Annotated in this window: 12 protein-coding genes and 1 tRNA gene; 6 read left to right on the top strand and 7 right to left on the bottom strand. The window is 71.0% G+C overall.

Features of this window, described 5'->3' with window-relative positions:
* Position 1 precedes the first annotated feature (1 nt).
* From K8640_RS39875 to K8640_RS39845, 7 genes are all read right to left on the bottom strand, one after another.
* Complete coding sequence (locus tag K8640_RS39875) at positions 2-3202, bottom strand: TonB-dependent receptor domain-containing protein (protein ID WP_370640445.1); 3201 nt, start codon at positions 3200-3202, stop codon at positions 2-4.
* A 365-nt stretch (positions 3203-3567) separates the two neighbouring features.
* Positions 3568-3993: a biopolymer transporter ExbD gene (locus tag K8640_RS39870; RefSeq protein ID WP_141324143.1), complete on the bottom strand. Its 426-nt coding sequence runs from the start codon at positions 3991-3993 to the stop codon at positions 3568-3570.
* Positions 3994-4002: 9 nt separating this feature from the next.
* Positions 4003-4410: a biopolymer transporter ExbD gene (locus tag K8640_RS39865; protein WP_046710473.1), complete on the bottom strand. Its 408-nt coding sequence runs from the start codon at positions 4408-4410 to the stop codon at positions 4003-4005.
* Positions 4394-5146, bottom strand: a complete 753-nt coding sequence (locus K8640_RS39860) for a MotA/TolQ/ExbB proton channel family protein (RefSeq protein WP_074948347.1) — start codon at positions 5144-5146, stop codon at positions 4394-4396. Before K8640_RS39860 ends, K8640_RS39865 begins: the two co-directional genes overlap by 17 nt.
* A 44-nt stretch (positions 5147-5190) precedes the next feature.
* On the bottom strand, positions 5191-5967 hold the full coding sequence (locus tag K8640_RS43000; protein ID WP_305070718.1) for an energy transducer TonB: 777 nt from the start codon (positions 5965-5967) through the stop codon (positions 5191-5193).
* Positions 5968-6049: 82 nt separating this feature from the next.
* Positions 6050-7312, bottom strand: a complete 1263-nt coding sequence (locus K8640_RS39850) for a glycosyltransferase family 87 protein (RefSeq protein WP_223751851.1) — start codon at positions 7310-7312, stop codon at positions 6050-6052.
* A 433-nt stretch (positions 7313-7745) separates the two neighbouring features.
* Positions 7746-9137, bottom strand: a complete 1392-nt coding sequence (locus K8640_RS39845) for an NAD(P)/FAD-dependent oxidoreductase (RefSeq protein WP_223751850.1) — start codon at positions 9135-9137, stop codon at positions 7746-7748.
* A gap of 570 nt (positions 9138-9707) precedes the next feature.
* On the opposite strand from K8640_RS39845, the gene K8640_RS39840 reads away from it, so the two are divergent.
* From K8640_RS39840 to K8640_RS42995, 6 genes are all read left to right on the top strand, one after another.
* Entirely contained in the window at positions 9708-10097 is a 390-nt protein-coding gene (locus tag K8640_RS39840) for a ribosome-binding factor A (RefSeq protein WP_223751849.1), read from the top strand.
* Positions 10094-11251 (top strand): RtcB family protein, encoded by a 1158-nt coding sequence (locus K8640_RS39835; protein ID WP_223751848.1) that lies wholly within the window; start codon positions 10094-10096, stop codon positions 11249-11251. Before K8640_RS39840 ends, K8640_RS39835 begins: the two co-directional genes overlap by 4 nt.
* A 210-nt stretch (positions 11252-11461) precedes the next feature.
* Positions 11462-11532, top strand: a tRNA-Gln gene (locus tag K8640_RS39830).
* 66 nt (positions 11533-11598) lie between these two features.
* On the top strand, positions 11599-12126 hold the full coding sequence (locus tag K8640_RS39825) for a non-proteolytic archaemetzincin-like protein (protein WP_141331083.1): 528 nt from the start codon (positions 11599-11601) through the stop codon (positions 12124-12126).
* Positions 12127-12246: 120 nt separating this feature from the next.
* The gene (locus K8640_RS39820; RefSeq protein WP_223751847.1) at positions 12247-13224 is read left to right on the top strand and encodes a hypothetical protein; all 978 of its coding nucleotides are present in this window, start codon (positions 12247-12249) and stop codon (positions 13222-13224) included.
* Positions 13225-13287: 63 nt separating this feature from the next.
* Positions 13288-13746, top strand: a complete 459-nt coding sequence (locus K8640_RS42995) for an ankyrin repeat domain-containing protein (protein ID WP_223751846.1) — start codon at positions 13288-13290, stop codon at positions 13744-13746.
* Positions 13747-13833: the final 87 nt, after the last annotated feature.

Here is a 13833-nt window from a genome sequence, read left to right as displayed (position 1 = left end):
ACTACAGGGAGAGGCCCAGCGACGCGGAGAACGCGAGGCCCGGGCGGAACTCGACGAGGGCGATGTCGCCCTGCTGCAACTTGATGCGGGAGTTGAGGAGGTTGGACGCGGTCAGCTTCAGCTGCGTCGACTCGGTGAGCTTCTGCGTGACGGCCAGGTCCACGCGGTGGAAGGGCTGCTCGTAGACGTCCGGCAGGTTGTCCGTGCCCACCTCGGCGATGCGGCGGCCGTACACGTTGTAGAGCAGCGCCACTTCCGTGCCGCTCTGCTGCCGCTCGTACCCGAGGTTGACGTTGATGACGTAGGGCGACTGGCCCTGCAGCGGGCGCTTGGAATTGGTCTGCAGGCCCTGCACGTTGCCCAGGTCGATTTCGGACTGGATGAGCGTGAGGTTGGCGCCCACCTTCACCGGCTGCAGCGTGGGGGTGAGGCGCCCCAGCGACGCGCGCGCCTCCAGCTCCAGGCCGTAGGTGTTGGCGGCCGGCGTGTTCTCGAAGTTCATGTCGCCGGAGCCCACGGAGTTGATGACGCGCTCGATGGGGTTCTGGAAGCGCTTGTAGAAGGCGCTGGCGGCGAGGACCTCGTTCTCCCCGGCGAACCACTCGACGCGGGCGTCCACGTTGTGGATGCGCGTCTGCACCAGGTCCGGGTTGCCGGAGATGTTGCGGCGGCGCACGAAGTCGTAGAACGAGAAGGGCGCCAGCTCCCGGAAGGACGGCCGCGCCAGCGTGTAGCTGTAGCCGGCGCGCAGGTTCACCGTGGGGGTGAGCGCGTAGATGGCGTTGAGCGACGGCAGCCAGTCCAGGTAGTTGACGTCGTTGCGAGACGCCTCCACGTCGGTGAACTGGTTGAGCGCGACCAGCTCCTGACGCGAGCTCTCCAGGCGCACGCCGCCCACCAGGCGCAGGGACTCGGTGGGGGTGACGTCCGCGGTGACGTAGCCGGCGAAGATGCCCAGCGACGCGTCATACGCGTCCGAGTCCGGACGGGTGCTCTCCTGGATGCGCATGCCGTTGCCCAGGTAGTCGCTGCTGAAGAGCACCTCGGGCGGCAGGAAGCGGTCCACGTCCGAGTTGGGGCTGAGGCTGTAGCGGAAGCGGCGGGCGCGGAAGTCGCGGAAGGACAGCTGGGTGAGGCCGCCCACCTTCACGCGCACGTCGCTGAAGGGCACGGTGACGTTGAGGCTGCCGCCGAAGGACGTCTCGCCCAGGTCGGCGAAGAAGCGCTCGCCGCTGTTGGCCTGGTTGGGGAAGGACATGCCGCCGGAGGGGTTGCCCAGGTTGTCGCTGTAGAGCGAGTCGCGGGTGTCCGGCTCGTCGCGGTCCACGCGGGAGAAGTTGGCCTGCCAGTCCACCTCCGAGTCGCCGAACAGGCCGATGCGGTGGAAGCCGCGCAGCTGGTTGAAGGACAGCTGCCGGACGATGAACTGCAGGCGGCTGCCCTGGTAGAGGTCGCCCTTGAGCGAGTCCACGCCGTCGCTGGTGGTGGTGCGCGTCTCGGTGCCGCGGGTGTAGAGGCTGAAGAGGGTCAGCTCGTTGTCGCGGTTGAGCTGGTAGCCCACGCTGGCCAGGCCGCTCAGGTTGGCGACCTCGGTGCCCAGCTGCGTCTGGGCGTCGTCGTAGCTGACGAAGTCGCCGCGCAGGTCATACGCGGCCTTGGTGTACTGGGTGCGCTGGGTGTTCTCGCGGTGGCCGTAGTTGACGGTGGCCAGGTAGCCCAGGCGCTTGTTCTCGAAGCGCAGCGTGTCGCCGAGCGACGCGCTCAGGCCCATGTTCGGCAGCGCGGTGGTGCGGCGCGCGTTCCACACGTTGTTGAAGCTGTTCCACTGGCGGGTCAGCTCCTCGCGCGACTCGCCGCCGTTGCCCAGGGCGTGGTCGGTGGGGATGGCTGCGGGCAGGCGGCGGGTGTCGCCGGGGAAGCCGAGGAACTCCATGGCGCCGCCGCCGCGCTGGGCGTTGCGACCCTGGAAGGTGGACTCGGTGTCGCCGCCGAAGGTGATGCGCGGCTTGAACTCGAACTGGCTGGGGTAGGTGTTGGTCTCGATGAGCAGCGTGCCGCCGCCGAAGGAGCCGGGCAGGTCGGCGGTGTAGCTCTTGACCACGTTGAGGTTGGCGAGCAGGGACGTGGGGAAGAGGTCCAGCGGGACGCTGGGCTCGTCGGGCTCGGGGCTGGGCAGGAGCGCGCCGTTGAGCAGGGTGGTGGTGTAGCGACCGCCCAGGCCGCGCAGCAGGACGTAGCGGCCGTCGACGACGGTGGCGCTGACCACGCGCTTGACGGCGTCGGAGGCGCTGGAGTCGGGGGTGCGGGAGATCTCCTGGGCGCTGATGGCGTCGGAGACGGCGGCGGCCTTCTTGCGCTCCTGGAGCAGGGCGCCCTCGGCGCGGCGGTCCGCGCGGGCCTCGACGACGACCTCCTGCACGGCGCCCACGTCGGCGCTGAGCGCGACGTCGAGCTTGGTGGCCTTGCCCTGGGTGACGATGACGCCCGTGATTCGGCGGCCCTGGTACACGTCGTAGAAGACGCGCAGGTCGTACTTGCCGGGGGGGAGCGCGAGCCGGTAGTTGCCGTCCAGGTCCGTGAGCGCCTGCTTCTGCGCGCCCGTGACGACCTTCACGGTGGCCTCGATGAGGCCCTCCTGGTTCGTCTCGTCGACGACCTTGCCGTAGACGCCCGTGAAGCCCGCGGGAGGCTCGGAGGCCTCGGCCATCATCGCCTCGTCCTCGGCCGTCACGGCTTCGTCGGTCGCGATGCCCTCGGTCGGGACTTCCTCGGCGCCCGGCGTCTGCACGGTGGCGGGAGCCTGCGAGCCATCCGGCTGCACGGCGCCCGGGGGCTGCGCGCCATCGGGCTGCGTGGCCACGGTGGCGGGAGCCTGCGAGCCATCAGGCTGCACGGTGCTGGGAGCCTGCACGGCGCTCGGCTGCGAGCCATTCGGCCTCTCCGTGCCGGGAGCCTGCATGGCGCCCGGCTGCGAGCCATTCGGCTTCACCGTGCCGGGAGCCTGCGTGGCGCCCGGCTGCGAGCCGTCCGGCTGTGCGGTGGAACCCTGCTGCGAGACATCGGGCTGCACGGCGGCGGGGGCCTGCGTGGCGCCCGGCTGCGCGGCGGCGGGAGCCTGCGTGGCACCAGACCGCGGCGTGTTCGGCGCGGGTGAGGGCGGAGGTGTCTGTGATTGCTTCGTTCCGTCGGGCGCGGGCGCCATGCCGGGCGCCGAGGGGCGCAGCTCCTCCGACGGGGGCGCGTTGGGGTCCGTCACGGGCGGGACGACCTGCGTCTCCGTCCCGGACGGCGTGCTTTCCCCGCCGGGGGTGGAAGGGGTTTGACCGAGGGCCGCCACGGCGGGAGCGACGGGCTCCTGGCCGTTCATCCGCGAGAACGCGGGGGTGGTGATGAGGGTGAGCGCCGCCACGAGGGCGCGCGAAAAGCTTGCGGGAGACAACACGACTCTCCTTGCCAACGGTCGCGCCGTAAACAACGCGATACGGATGGCATTGGAATGGATGGCTTGTGACGATTCAGGCGGCGGATCGCAAACTCGAGGTCACGACCCGCCGCCGCGCGGAAGACTCAGTCCGCGAGTTTGTCAGGCAGCACGCCCACGGTGAGATTGCCTCCCCGGGCGAGGTCCAGCACTTCCATGGCGGCGCCGTAGGGCACGTCGTCGCCCGCGTCGAAGAACACGATTTTGTCCGGGCGCGCGTTGAGCATGCGCTGGAGCCGGGTGACCACCTGGTCCCTCGGCACCTCTTCCCGGTTGATGCGCAGCACGCCCGCGCGGTCCACCGTGAGCACCACCGGCGGCAGCGCGTCCGGAGGCGGAGGCGTGGTGTCCTCCTTGTCCGGCTTGGCCGGCACCGTCATCCACATCTGCTTGGTCATCAGCGGCGTGACGACCATGAAGATGATGAGGAGGACGAGCACCACGTCCACCAGCGGCGTCACGTTCATCGAGGGGCGAAGGCCGCCCTTGGCTCCACCGAGGTCGAATGCCATGGCGTGCTCCTACGGGCCCTTCTTCTCGACGACCTGGAGGTTGATGCCCGGAAAGCCCATCTCCTGCATGCTCTTGAAGAGCCCGCGCACCTCGGAGTAGCGCACGCCGCGGTCCGCCTTGAGCACCACGGGCGAGTCCGGCTTCTTCTCGCGCAGCGCCTTGAGCTCCACCATGAGCGCGTCCTTCTTGAGCTCCTTGCGGTCCAGGTAGAAGAACCCGTTGGTGGCCAGGCTCACCGTGGTGGGCTCCAGCTCCTTGTTCTCCTTGTCCGGGTTCGTGGCGGCGGGCAGCTCCACGGACGCGCCCGACTCGATCTGCGGCGTCACCACCATGAAGATGATGAGGAGGACGAGCACCACGTCGACCAGCGGCGTGACGTTCATCTCCGGGGTGAGGCTGCTACGCCGGGCGGACATCGAGCCCCTCCCGGCGCGCCACCGTCTCCGGGCCCGTGGCCACGGCGCCGTTGTTGGCGCCCGGGCGCTTGTCCGTGGACATGTCCTCCAGGTGGTCCATCAGCTCGCTGCGCGCCGCATCCAGCGACAGCTGGAGCGAGTCCGCGCGCGTCGACAGGAAGTTGAACATCAGCACCGCGGGGATGGCGACGAGCAGGCCCAGCGCCGTGACGACGAGCGCCTCGGCGATACCCGCGGACACCGCGCCCAGGCCGCCGGAGCCCTCCTTGGCGATGCCGGAGAAGGCCTCGATGATGCCGACCACCGTGCCGAGCAGCCCGACGAACGGCGCCACCGAGCCCACCGTGGCGAGCACGGACATCCCGCGCCGCACGTCCGCGCTGACGCGCTCGTTGATGCGCACCAGCTCGCGGCGGGTGAGCTCCACCGGGCCCAGCTTGCCCGCGGGCAGCTTGGACTTGGCGAGGAAGGTCTTCATGCCACCGCCGAGCAGCATGGCCAGGTGGCTGCCCTTGGTGCCCTCCGCCTCCTTCACCAGCGCCTCGTGCTGCTGCTGCAGGAGGAGCTGGCCGGCGCGGGCGGCGAAGACGCGCGACTTGCTGCGTGAGCGGAAGAACACGAACAGACGCTCGAAGAACACCGCCAGGGACGCGACGGCGAAGAGCATCAGCGTCCAGGCGATGCCCAGGGCGAACACGCCCATGTGGTTGTAGATGTCCCGAAGATTGAAGTTCATGACGAGGTGCTCCTGGGGGGCAGGTGCGGGGTGAGACAGACGACCTACGACTTGAGACGGAAAGGAACCTTGAAGATGCGGAAGACCGCCGTGGGGCGGCCCTCGACGACGGCGGGCTTGAAGCGCCACGTGCGCACCGCGGACATCGCCGCGCTGGCGAACGGCTCGTCACCGCGCATGACCTTGAGCTGGGTGACGCGGCCATCCACCTCGACGACGCCCTTGAGGATGACCATGCCCTCCTGACCGCGTGAGCGCGCGTCGGAGGGGTATTCGGGGATGAGGTTGGACTCGAGCGGCTCGGGCGGCGTGGCCGACTCGGGCAGGTTGATGGGGGCCGCGCGGCCGCCACCTCCCGCGAGTCCCGTGCCCGTGCCCGTGCCACCCACCACGCCGCCGGGCACCAGCGCGCCCGTGCCTCCGACGGCGATGGGCGCGGCGGCCACGGTCTCCGTGGCGGCCTCGGGCGGCTTCTCGAGCGGCACCGCCTGCGGCGCGACGATGGCGGCGGGCGCGACGAGCGGAGCGGCGGGAGGGGGCGCCTTGGCCACGGCGGGCGGCGCGGCCTTGGGCGGCAGCTTGGCCTTGGGCGGCGGCGCGGGAGGCGGGGGCGGAGGCGGCTTCACCTCGACGACGGGAGGCGGGGGCGGACGGAAGACGACGTCCGTGCCCTTCTTCTCCTGGATGACCTCACGGACCTTGTCGGCGGCGGAGACCACCACGACGCCGATGAGCACGAAGACGGCGACGGACGCCGAAGTGGAGAGCGCGAACCTTCGCGCCGAGGCGACATCGGAGGCGCTGTCGAACGTTTCGAACATGGCTGACGCGCATATAGCGACGCCATGTTTCAGGGGTGTCCGGACCCCGTGACACTTTCAGGCCAGGAAGATGACGGAAGCGTCACGACGCCCGCATGCCACGCAGGGTGCGCGGCAGACGGGCGAGAGTGTCACCGGGCGTCATGGCCGACAGCGAGCCCTGCTTGCGCACCTGCCACAGCGTGGCGATCAGCAACGCGGTGTAGATGAGGGCGAAGGGGCGCATCAGCATCACATGATGCGACCAGTCGAACCCCAGGCCCTTGTCGGAGAACACGGTGCCGATGAAGGCGATCACCGCGACCAGGGTGAGGTTGCCGCGCGCGCGCCCCTCGGTGGCCGCGCGCACCAGGGGCCACGCGAGCACGTAGTTGGCCCGCCACGCCAACGGTGACAGGAGCGTCACGCCCAGGCAGCACAGGGCCAACAGGTCCGCGGGACCGGGCCGGGCCCACGCCACGCCCACCAGGAACACGGTGAGGGCGACCAGCTGCGCCAGGGTGATGGTGGCGCCGGGGGGCGTCTCGAGCGAGCCCGGGTAGAACAGGGAGATGAACAGCGTGGGCAGGCCCTGCGCGTTGGTGCTGAGCACCCAGGGCGGCGTGGTGCGCGCGAGCGTCTCGCTCCACAGCTGGAACTGGGCGAGCGTGCCGTCCCAGCCATAGCGCGCCAGGGTGGGCAGGCAGAGGAGCGCGCCGAACACGGCGGTGGCGCCGATGACCTTCCAGTGCCGGCGCCACAGGAAGAACAGGCCGATGAGGGCCGCGGGGGGCTTGAGCAGGAAGGCCACGGCGAAGGCCGCGCCGGGGCGCCACACCTGTCCGCGCTCGGCGCCCAGGGCCGAGACGACGACGAGCAGGAGCATGACGACGTCGACCTGGCCGTAGAACAGCTCGAAGGTGAAGGCGGGGAGCAGGGCGATGGTGGCGAGCGGGGGCCCCCAGGACCAGGGGGGCGCTTCGCCTGCGCCATGGGGGGCGCGGCGGGTGAGCCGGGCCACGGCGATGAGCGCGAGGATGGAGCCCACGTTCCACAGCGCCACGGCCATGCGCGAGGGCAGCAGGGAGAAGGGGATGAAGAGGGGCGCGGTGATGGGCGCGTACTTGAACGGCATGGTGCCGTCGGAGACGCGGTAGAGGTCAGTGCCCTCGATGAAGCGCTCGGCCGCGGTGAGGTAGACGCGGAAGTCCACGCCCCGGCGGGGGTGCTGGCCCACGGCGACGGCGGCGACGAGGAGCACGGCGAGCACCAGCCACCACAGCCAGCGGGCCCACCGGGTGGTGGTGTAGGTCGTCTGGCTGGAGGGCTCGCTGAGCGCACTCGCGGACTGGGACGAGGTCGTCACGGGGCCAGGCTCCGGGTCGGGTGGACGGGCCCATTCACGCGAGGTGAGGGCCATGGGCGGGGAAGGCCGTGGTGTCGGCACGGCCCCAGGGCATCGACGTTCATCGCGGGAATGAAGGGCGGGGGAGGTGTTCACCATTTCACGCCGGGGCCCTGCCCGGCAACGGCCTGTGCGTGGAGGAGGGGGCGGGCTCCACGGGCAGGGGGGCCATCTCCGGCACGCGGTGTCCGGCGGTGTGGGCCTGGCGTGGAGGGAGGTGTTTCACTGACCTGGCGGCACATGAGCCTGGCCAGGGAGCGTGCGGGCGCTCGACGTCATGTCTCACGGGCGATGACGGCCCGCCTGCGCGGAGGGCGCGCGGGGGTGTTGTCTGGGATGGGTCGCCCGGACGCAAAGTCAGACATGCGTGCGGGCGACGACCGCCGTCGACACGCTACAGCCCATACTCCTCGAGCAGCCGCAGCCACACCTCGCTCATGGTGGGGAACGACGGCACCGCGTGCCAGAGCGTGTCGAGCGACACCTCACCCGCGACGGCGATGGTGGCCGCGTGCAGCATCTCGCCCACCTCCGGGCCGGTGAAGGTCGCGCCCAGGACGACGCGCCGCTTCTCGTCCACCACCAGCTTCGCGGTGCCGCCCAGCTTCTCGCCGAGCAGCGACGTGCCCGACACCTTGCCCAAATCGTACTGCACCGTGCGCACGGGCAGCCCCTTCTCGCGGGCCTTCACCTCGGTGAGCCCCACGCTGGCCACCTGCGGGTGCGTGAAGATGACCTGCGGCGTGGCCTTCGTGTCGGCCCACGCGCTCGCCTTCTTCCCCGCGATGACGTCGCCCACCAGGCGCGCCTGGTACTTGCCCATGTGTGTCAGCAGATTTCGCCCGTTCACGTCTCCGCAGGCATAGAGCCACCCTCCCTCCACGCCCTTCGCGCGAAGCTGGTCGTCCACCTGCACCGTCTCGCCGGGCTTCAGCCCCACCGTCTCCAGCCCCAGCTCGTCCGTGCGGGGCACGCGGCCCATGCCCACCAGGAGCGCGTCCGCGCGGAGCTCCTCGCCCGTCGACAGCTTCACCGTCACCTCGCCCTGTCCCCCAGGCCGGCTCACGTTCGTGACGGTGGCCCCCTTCACCACCTTCACGCCGTCCTCGCGCAGCGCATGCTCCACCTGCTCGCCCACGAAGGGCTCGAAGCGGGACAGGAGCGCCTTGCCACGCTCCACCAGCGTCACCTCCGCGCCGAGCGAGCGCCATGCCTGCGCCAGCTCCGCCGCGACCACGCCGCCGCCCAGCACCAACAGTCGCTGGGGCACCTGCTTCGCCGCCGTGCCCTCGCGGTTGTCCCAGGGCCGCGCCTCCTTCAGCCCCGGGATGTCCGGGATGCGAGGCCGGCTGCCGGTGGCCAGCACCACCGCGCGCTTCGCCTCCAGCTCGCGCACGCCGCCGTCCTTCGCCTCCACGCGCACCTTGCGTGGGCCCGCGAGCTTGCCGTGGCCACGCACCACCTTCAGCTTCGCGCCCTCCGCCCACTTCACCTGCGAGTCGTCCTTGTAGTAGCCGACCATCGCGTCGCGGTGCTCGAGCACCGCGCTGGCCACCAGCGGACCCTTGAGGGTCTCCCGCACGCCGGGCACCTGCTTCGCCAGCCACAGCGCGTCTGCCGGACGCAGCAGCGCCTTGCTCGGGATGCAGGCCCAGTACGAGCACTCACCGCCGAGCAGCTCGTGCTCCACCAGGGCCACCGACAACCCGGCCGCGGCGGCTCGCGCTCCCGCGTTCTCGCCCGTGGGCCCACCACCAATCACCACCACATCGAAGACTTCCGCCATGTGTTCGCCCTCGCGCTCCTGCTGCGTAGGCAGCAAGGTGCGGGTGGGCCAATCCCACCGGGGGCTCCTCGTCGGATGGTGGAAAGAGGCGATGGCCACCACCGGACATCCGCGCGGCGCCCTTGGGAGTCCCGCGCCGTGCGCTGTCCGCCAGGAGACGACGGCCCCGCCCCGCGAGGATGTCGAGCACCGCTGTCAGGACGGCGGCCACGTCCTCGTCCGCGTCCGCCGTGGAACGCGGGCATGCGATGAGCGCCTCCTCGCGTGAGACGTGAACCCAGTCAGGTCCGTGGCGGATGCGTCCGTGCGCGGCGGGAGGTGTGCCATGGGGACTGCACTCAACGGTGTCTCGGGTCGCTTCGCGTCGTGCGCCTCCCTCGGAGACTGAGCCCCGCTTCCTCGTCGGCCCTCGCGGCCAGGTGGGACGAAGCGGGCCGGTTCCCGGACGGGACGGCAGGGCGCGCAGCCATTGTCACCGTGCAATCCGGCGACGTGACACGGGTGTGCTCGGGAGCGTGAGCCCCGACACCCCGTCGCGCGTGGCCCGGCTGGGAATCCTTTCGTCCACTCATGTCTTCTTCCAGGAACCGTCGTTCCCGCGCGCCGCGTCGGCGTGAGGGTGCTTCATCGTCGTCCTCCGAAATCCTCTCCGCGCATCACCTGCGCGTGCAGTCCTCGCTGTCCCATGAGGTGGCGCACCTCTTCCGCTCGGAGCTGTCGGACCCTTGCTTCGAGGGACTCCAGCTCGCGTCGTTCGAGCTGACACCGGACGGTCGCCTCATCCACATCGGCTACACCCTCACGCCCGAATCCGAGGCCAGTCCTCGTGAAGTGCAGGACGCGCTGGCCAGGACCCACGGCTATCTGCGCTCGCTGCTCGCCGAGCACCTGAATCTCAAGCGCATCCCACGGCTGCGCTTCACGTTCATCGGTGTCACGGAGCAGGGAGGTGCGCGATGAGCCCGCGCGTCCTCCCCGCCGAGCCCGGGGGCGTGCCCATCCTCGCGTGGACGCGCCGTCTGCCACCGGGCGCGGAGGAGCAGCTGCGCCTCATCGCGTCCCAGCCCTATGTCGTCGAGCACGTGGCCGCGATGCCGGACCTCCACGTCGCGCGGCGCATCGCGGTGGGCTCCGTGTTCGCCACCGGGCATCACATCGTGCCCGGCGCGCTCGGAGGAGACCTGGGCTGCGGCGTGCGCGCGTACCGCTTCGCGTATCCCGCCGCGCTGCTCGGTCGAGACCTGCTGGAGTCGCTGCTCACGCGTCTGTCCCGGGTCATCCCGGTGGGAGACGCCACGCACCGGGGCAGGGGGCTCGCGCTGCCCGTCGAGCTGGAGTCACCCCCGCTCTCCACCCAGCGACTGGGCCGCGAGTGGGCGCGACGGGCGCCCCGGCACCTGGGCACGCTCGGCGGAGGCAACCACTTCGTCGAGCTGGACCGGGACGCGGGCGGCGACCTGTGGTTGCTCCTGCACTCCGGCTCGCGGGGCGTGGGCGCCACCATCGCCGACCACCACCTCCGCGTCGCCACGGCGCTCGGGGAGGGCACGCTGCCGGGCCTGAGCCTGCACACCCCCGAGGGCGCCGCGTGCCTCGCGGACACCCAATGGGCGTGCCGCTTCGCCCGTGCCAACCGCGACGTGCTCGCCGCCCGCGCGCTGGAGGTGCTGTCCGACGTGCTCGGCATCACCCCCGACGCCGACGCCACCGTGGACGTCCACCACAACCACGTGGCCCCGGAGGAGCACTTCGGCCGCACGCTCTGGGTCCACCGCAAGGGCGCGGTGGGCCTGGAGGCCGGACAGCGAGGCCTCATCCCCGGCTCCATGGGCACCGCCTCCTATGTGGTGGAGGGCCTGGGCGAGCCCCGCTCGTTCCGCTCCTGCTCCCACGGCGCCGGACGTGTCCTCTCCCGGACGGAGGCGCGGGCCCGAATCCGTCCCGCCGCCCTGGAGCACGCCCTGCGCCGCGTGGTGCATGACGCCGGGAAGGCCGACTCCCTGGTGGAGGAGGCCCCCGCCGCCTACCGGGACATCGCCGAGGTGCTCGAGGACGAGGCCGACCTCGTCACCCCCGTGCGCCGGCTGACGCCCATCGCCGTCCTCAAGGGCTGAAACACCCCGGAACGGGGCCCGGTGGCAGGCCAGCGCCGGACTCCGCCGATACACCCGGAGCGATGTATTCACTCCAGGTGGAATTCGGCGTCCGAGGACGGCTCTTTCCGGGGTTGATCCACCTCCGCGTCGAACCTGACGTCAGAGTGGGTTCCCGAGGCCGTCCAGATGCCGTAGAATCGGCCGCCAGAAGTACACGTGCGAACCTGCTGGGGCGTCGTCTAATGGCAGGACATCAGACTTTGACTCTGAGTATCAAGGTTCGAATCCTTGCGCCCCAGTCAATCCGCTCCGGGGGGACGCGGTAGCCAGCGCGTCCGTCCGCGTGCATGAAGGACGGTGGCCCGATGCCGCAGAAGACACTCCTGCTGGTCTCCGTGGGAAGCCAGACGGCCTCCCTGTTGAAAGACCTCCAGGACCCGTTGGCGACCCAGATGGGGACCGCCTCGGTGGTGTCGAAGACTGTCCTCACCACGCCCGCCTACGCCTTCAACAAGGACCGGTCGCAGTACCACTGCAACGCCATCATGAAGCGGCTCACGCCGATGATGGAGCCGGGGCAGCAGCTGGTGCTGGGGGTGACGGACGTGGACCTGTTCGTGCCGGACTCGCCGTTCGTCTTCGGTGAGGCGGACCGGGAGTCGCGCACGGCGGTGGTGAGCGTGTTCCGGCTGCGCCAGGGCGCGGACGGGGAGCACCTGCGGCGGCGCATCCAGGTGGAGGCCATCCACCAGGCCGGTCACCTGCTCGGGCTGTCCTACTGTGAGGACCCCCGGTGCGTGATGTTCTTCGCGCAGACGCCGCAGGACTGCGACCGCAAGCAGCTGTCGCTCTGCAACCAGTGTCGCAACGAGCTCAACAAGCTCAACCGTTGAGGCCGCGGCGCCCGCGCCAGCCTGCCCGTGAATGCCGTCGGATGCGTTGACGTCCGACCCCGTGCGCCCTGTAGTGCGGGGCTGCGGGACCGGGCCGGCTGACGTGGAGCGACGACTGTGATGACGGGCATGCGGGTTTTCGTCGGTGGCGTGTTGGCGGTGGGGCTGTTGGGTGGGTGCGAGGCGCTCGACGACGCGGGCGGTGGTGGTGGCATCGGCGACGTCGACTTCCGCCGGGGCTTCGCCTTCGTGCGGGAGGACGACCGCAACGTCTACGTGGTGGATGACGCGGGGGACCCCAACAGTCCGCAGCGGCTGACGAGCGCGGGCGGGGCGTACTGGCCCTCCGTGTCGCGGGATGGCCGCAGCGTCGTCTTCGTGACGCGCGCCACCAACGGCGCCACCGCCCTGCAGACGGTGCCCACCACGGGCGGCACGGTGGCCACGCTGTTCGGCGCCAACGACCCGGCGTGCGCGCGCGGCTGCTCCAACTTCCGCACGCCCACCTTCAGCCCGGACGGCCGCAGCGTCGTCTTCGTCTTCTCCCCGGGCAACAGCTCGCTGACGTCGCTGGGCCGGGTGAACACCGACGGCAGCGGCTTCCAGGAGCTCACCCCCAACACCACCATCGCCTACGGGGCGCCGTCGTTCGTGCCCAACGGCAGTGCGCTGGTGGCGCCCGCGGGCAGCGGCCTGCAGCAGCTCAACCAGGTGGCGTACGTGCCGCTGACGGGCGGCTCCATCATCTACACCTCGTCCCTGGGGGACGTCGTCGCGGTGGCCAACCGCGTCGTGGTGTCGCCGGACGGCACGCAGGTGGCGCTGGATGGACGCGGGGGCTCGGGCAGCGTGCGCACCTACGTGACGTCGCTGTCGAACGGGCGGCTGGGCGCGCTGCGGCGCGTGACGAGCTACGGCGGCGCGAGCGCCCAGGAGACGTGGCCCATGTGGACGGGCGTAAGCCAGGTGGGCTTCCTCTTCGCCGACTCAGCGGGCAGCGACCCGGGCATCTACCGCGCCACGGTGGCCGCGGCGCCGTCCAACTCCGTCACGCTCGCGGTGCCCAGCGCCGCCGAGCCCTCGTACGGCCCCCTGTAGTCCCCAGGGCGGGTGGCATCCGCGCCCCCAAGGCGCGATGCTCGCGAGCACGGAGGCTTCCAGATGTCCCTCTTCGACGCCGTGCTCGCCAACGACAGCAGGTCCCTGAGCGCCCAGCTCGCCGCGGGCGCCGACCCCAACCCCTTCGATGACGAGGGGCTCACGCCGCTGATGGTCGCGGCGCGCGAGGGCCACTCGGAGCTGGTGGCGCTGCTGCTGGAGGCGGGCGGGGACCCCATCCTCACCAACGCCCTGGGCGAGACGGCCCTCGTGCTGGCCGCCACCTACGGCAACACGGACAGCGTCCGCCTGCTGTGGGACTCCGGCTCCCAGGCCGACCAGGACATGGCCCGCGCGCACCTGGCCACCGGGCGGGCGGGCACCACGGCGCCCACCCAACCCGAGGGGTTTCGTCACAAGCTCGCGTCGGCCAGCGCGTACGTGGCCGGCAAGCTGGGCGATGACGGCCCCACCGCGCGGCTGGAGCGGGCGCTGCGTTCGCAAAAGCAACGCAAGCCCTGAGCGCGCGTCGGCGCGGCGACAGTCGCGCCGTTCACCAGAGGCCACGCGCGCCCGGACGCTGTCACCGACCCCGCCCGCGGGACATAC

Source organism: Myxococcus sp. XM-1-1-1 (assembly GCF_020037095.1).
GTDB lineage: Bacteria > Myxococcota > Myxococcia > Myxococcales > Myxococcaceae > Myxococcus > Myxococcus fulvus.
Note: the sequence above shows the minus strand (reverse complement) of the source record. Positions and strands in the feature narration are given on the sequence as shown.

What these genes read in the sequence shown, in the direction of transcription:
- K8640_RS39875 (WP_370640445.1), bottom strand. Translation starts at nt 3,202, where the DNA reads ATGGCGCCCGCGCCCGACGGAACGAAGCAATCACAGACACCTCCGCCC.
- K8640_RS39870 (WP_141324143.1), bottom strand. Translation starts at nt 3,993, where the DNA reads ATGGCATTCGACCTCGGTGGAGCCAAGGGCGGCCTTCGCCCCTCGATG.
- K8640_RS39865 (WP_046710473.1), bottom strand. Translation starts at nt 4,410, where the DNA reads ATGTCCGCCCGGCGTAGCAGCCTCACCCCGGAGATGAACGTCACGCCG.
- K8640_RS39860 (WP_074948347.1), bottom strand. Translation starts at nt 5,146, where the DNA reads ATGAACTTCAATCTTCGGGACATCTACAACCACATGGGCGTGTTCGCC.
- K8640_RS43000 (WP_305070718.1), bottom strand. Translation starts at nt 5,967, where the DNA reads ATGTTCGAAACGTTCGACAGCGCCTCCGATGTCGCCTCGGCGCGAAGG.
- K8640_RS39845 (WP_223751850.1), bottom strand. Translation starts at nt 9,137, where the DNA reads ATGGCGGAAGTCTTCGATGTGGTGGTGATTGGTGGTGGGCCCACGGGC.
- K8640_RS39840 (WP_223751849.1), top strand. Translation starts at nt 9,708, where the DNA reads ATGTCTTCTTCCAGGAACCGTCGTTCCCGCGCGCCGCGTCGGCGTGAG.
- K8640_RS39835 (WP_223751848.1), top strand. Translation starts at nt 10,094, where the DNA reads ATGAGCCCGCGCGTCCTCCCCGCCGAGCCCGGGGGCGTGCCCATCCTC.
- K8640_RS39825 (WP_141331083.1), top strand. Translation starts at nt 11,599, where the DNA reads ATGCCGCAGAAGACACTCCTGCTGGTCTCCGTGGGAAGCCAGACGGCC.
- K8640_RS39820 (WP_223751847.1), top strand. Translation starts at nt 12,247, where the DNA reads ATGACGGGCATGCGGGTTTTCGTCGGTGGCGTGTTGGCGGTGGGGCTG.
- K8640_RS42995 (WP_223751846.1), top strand. Translation starts at nt 13,288, where the DNA reads ATGTCCCTCTTCGACGCCGTGCTCGCCAACGACAGCAGGTCCCTGAGC.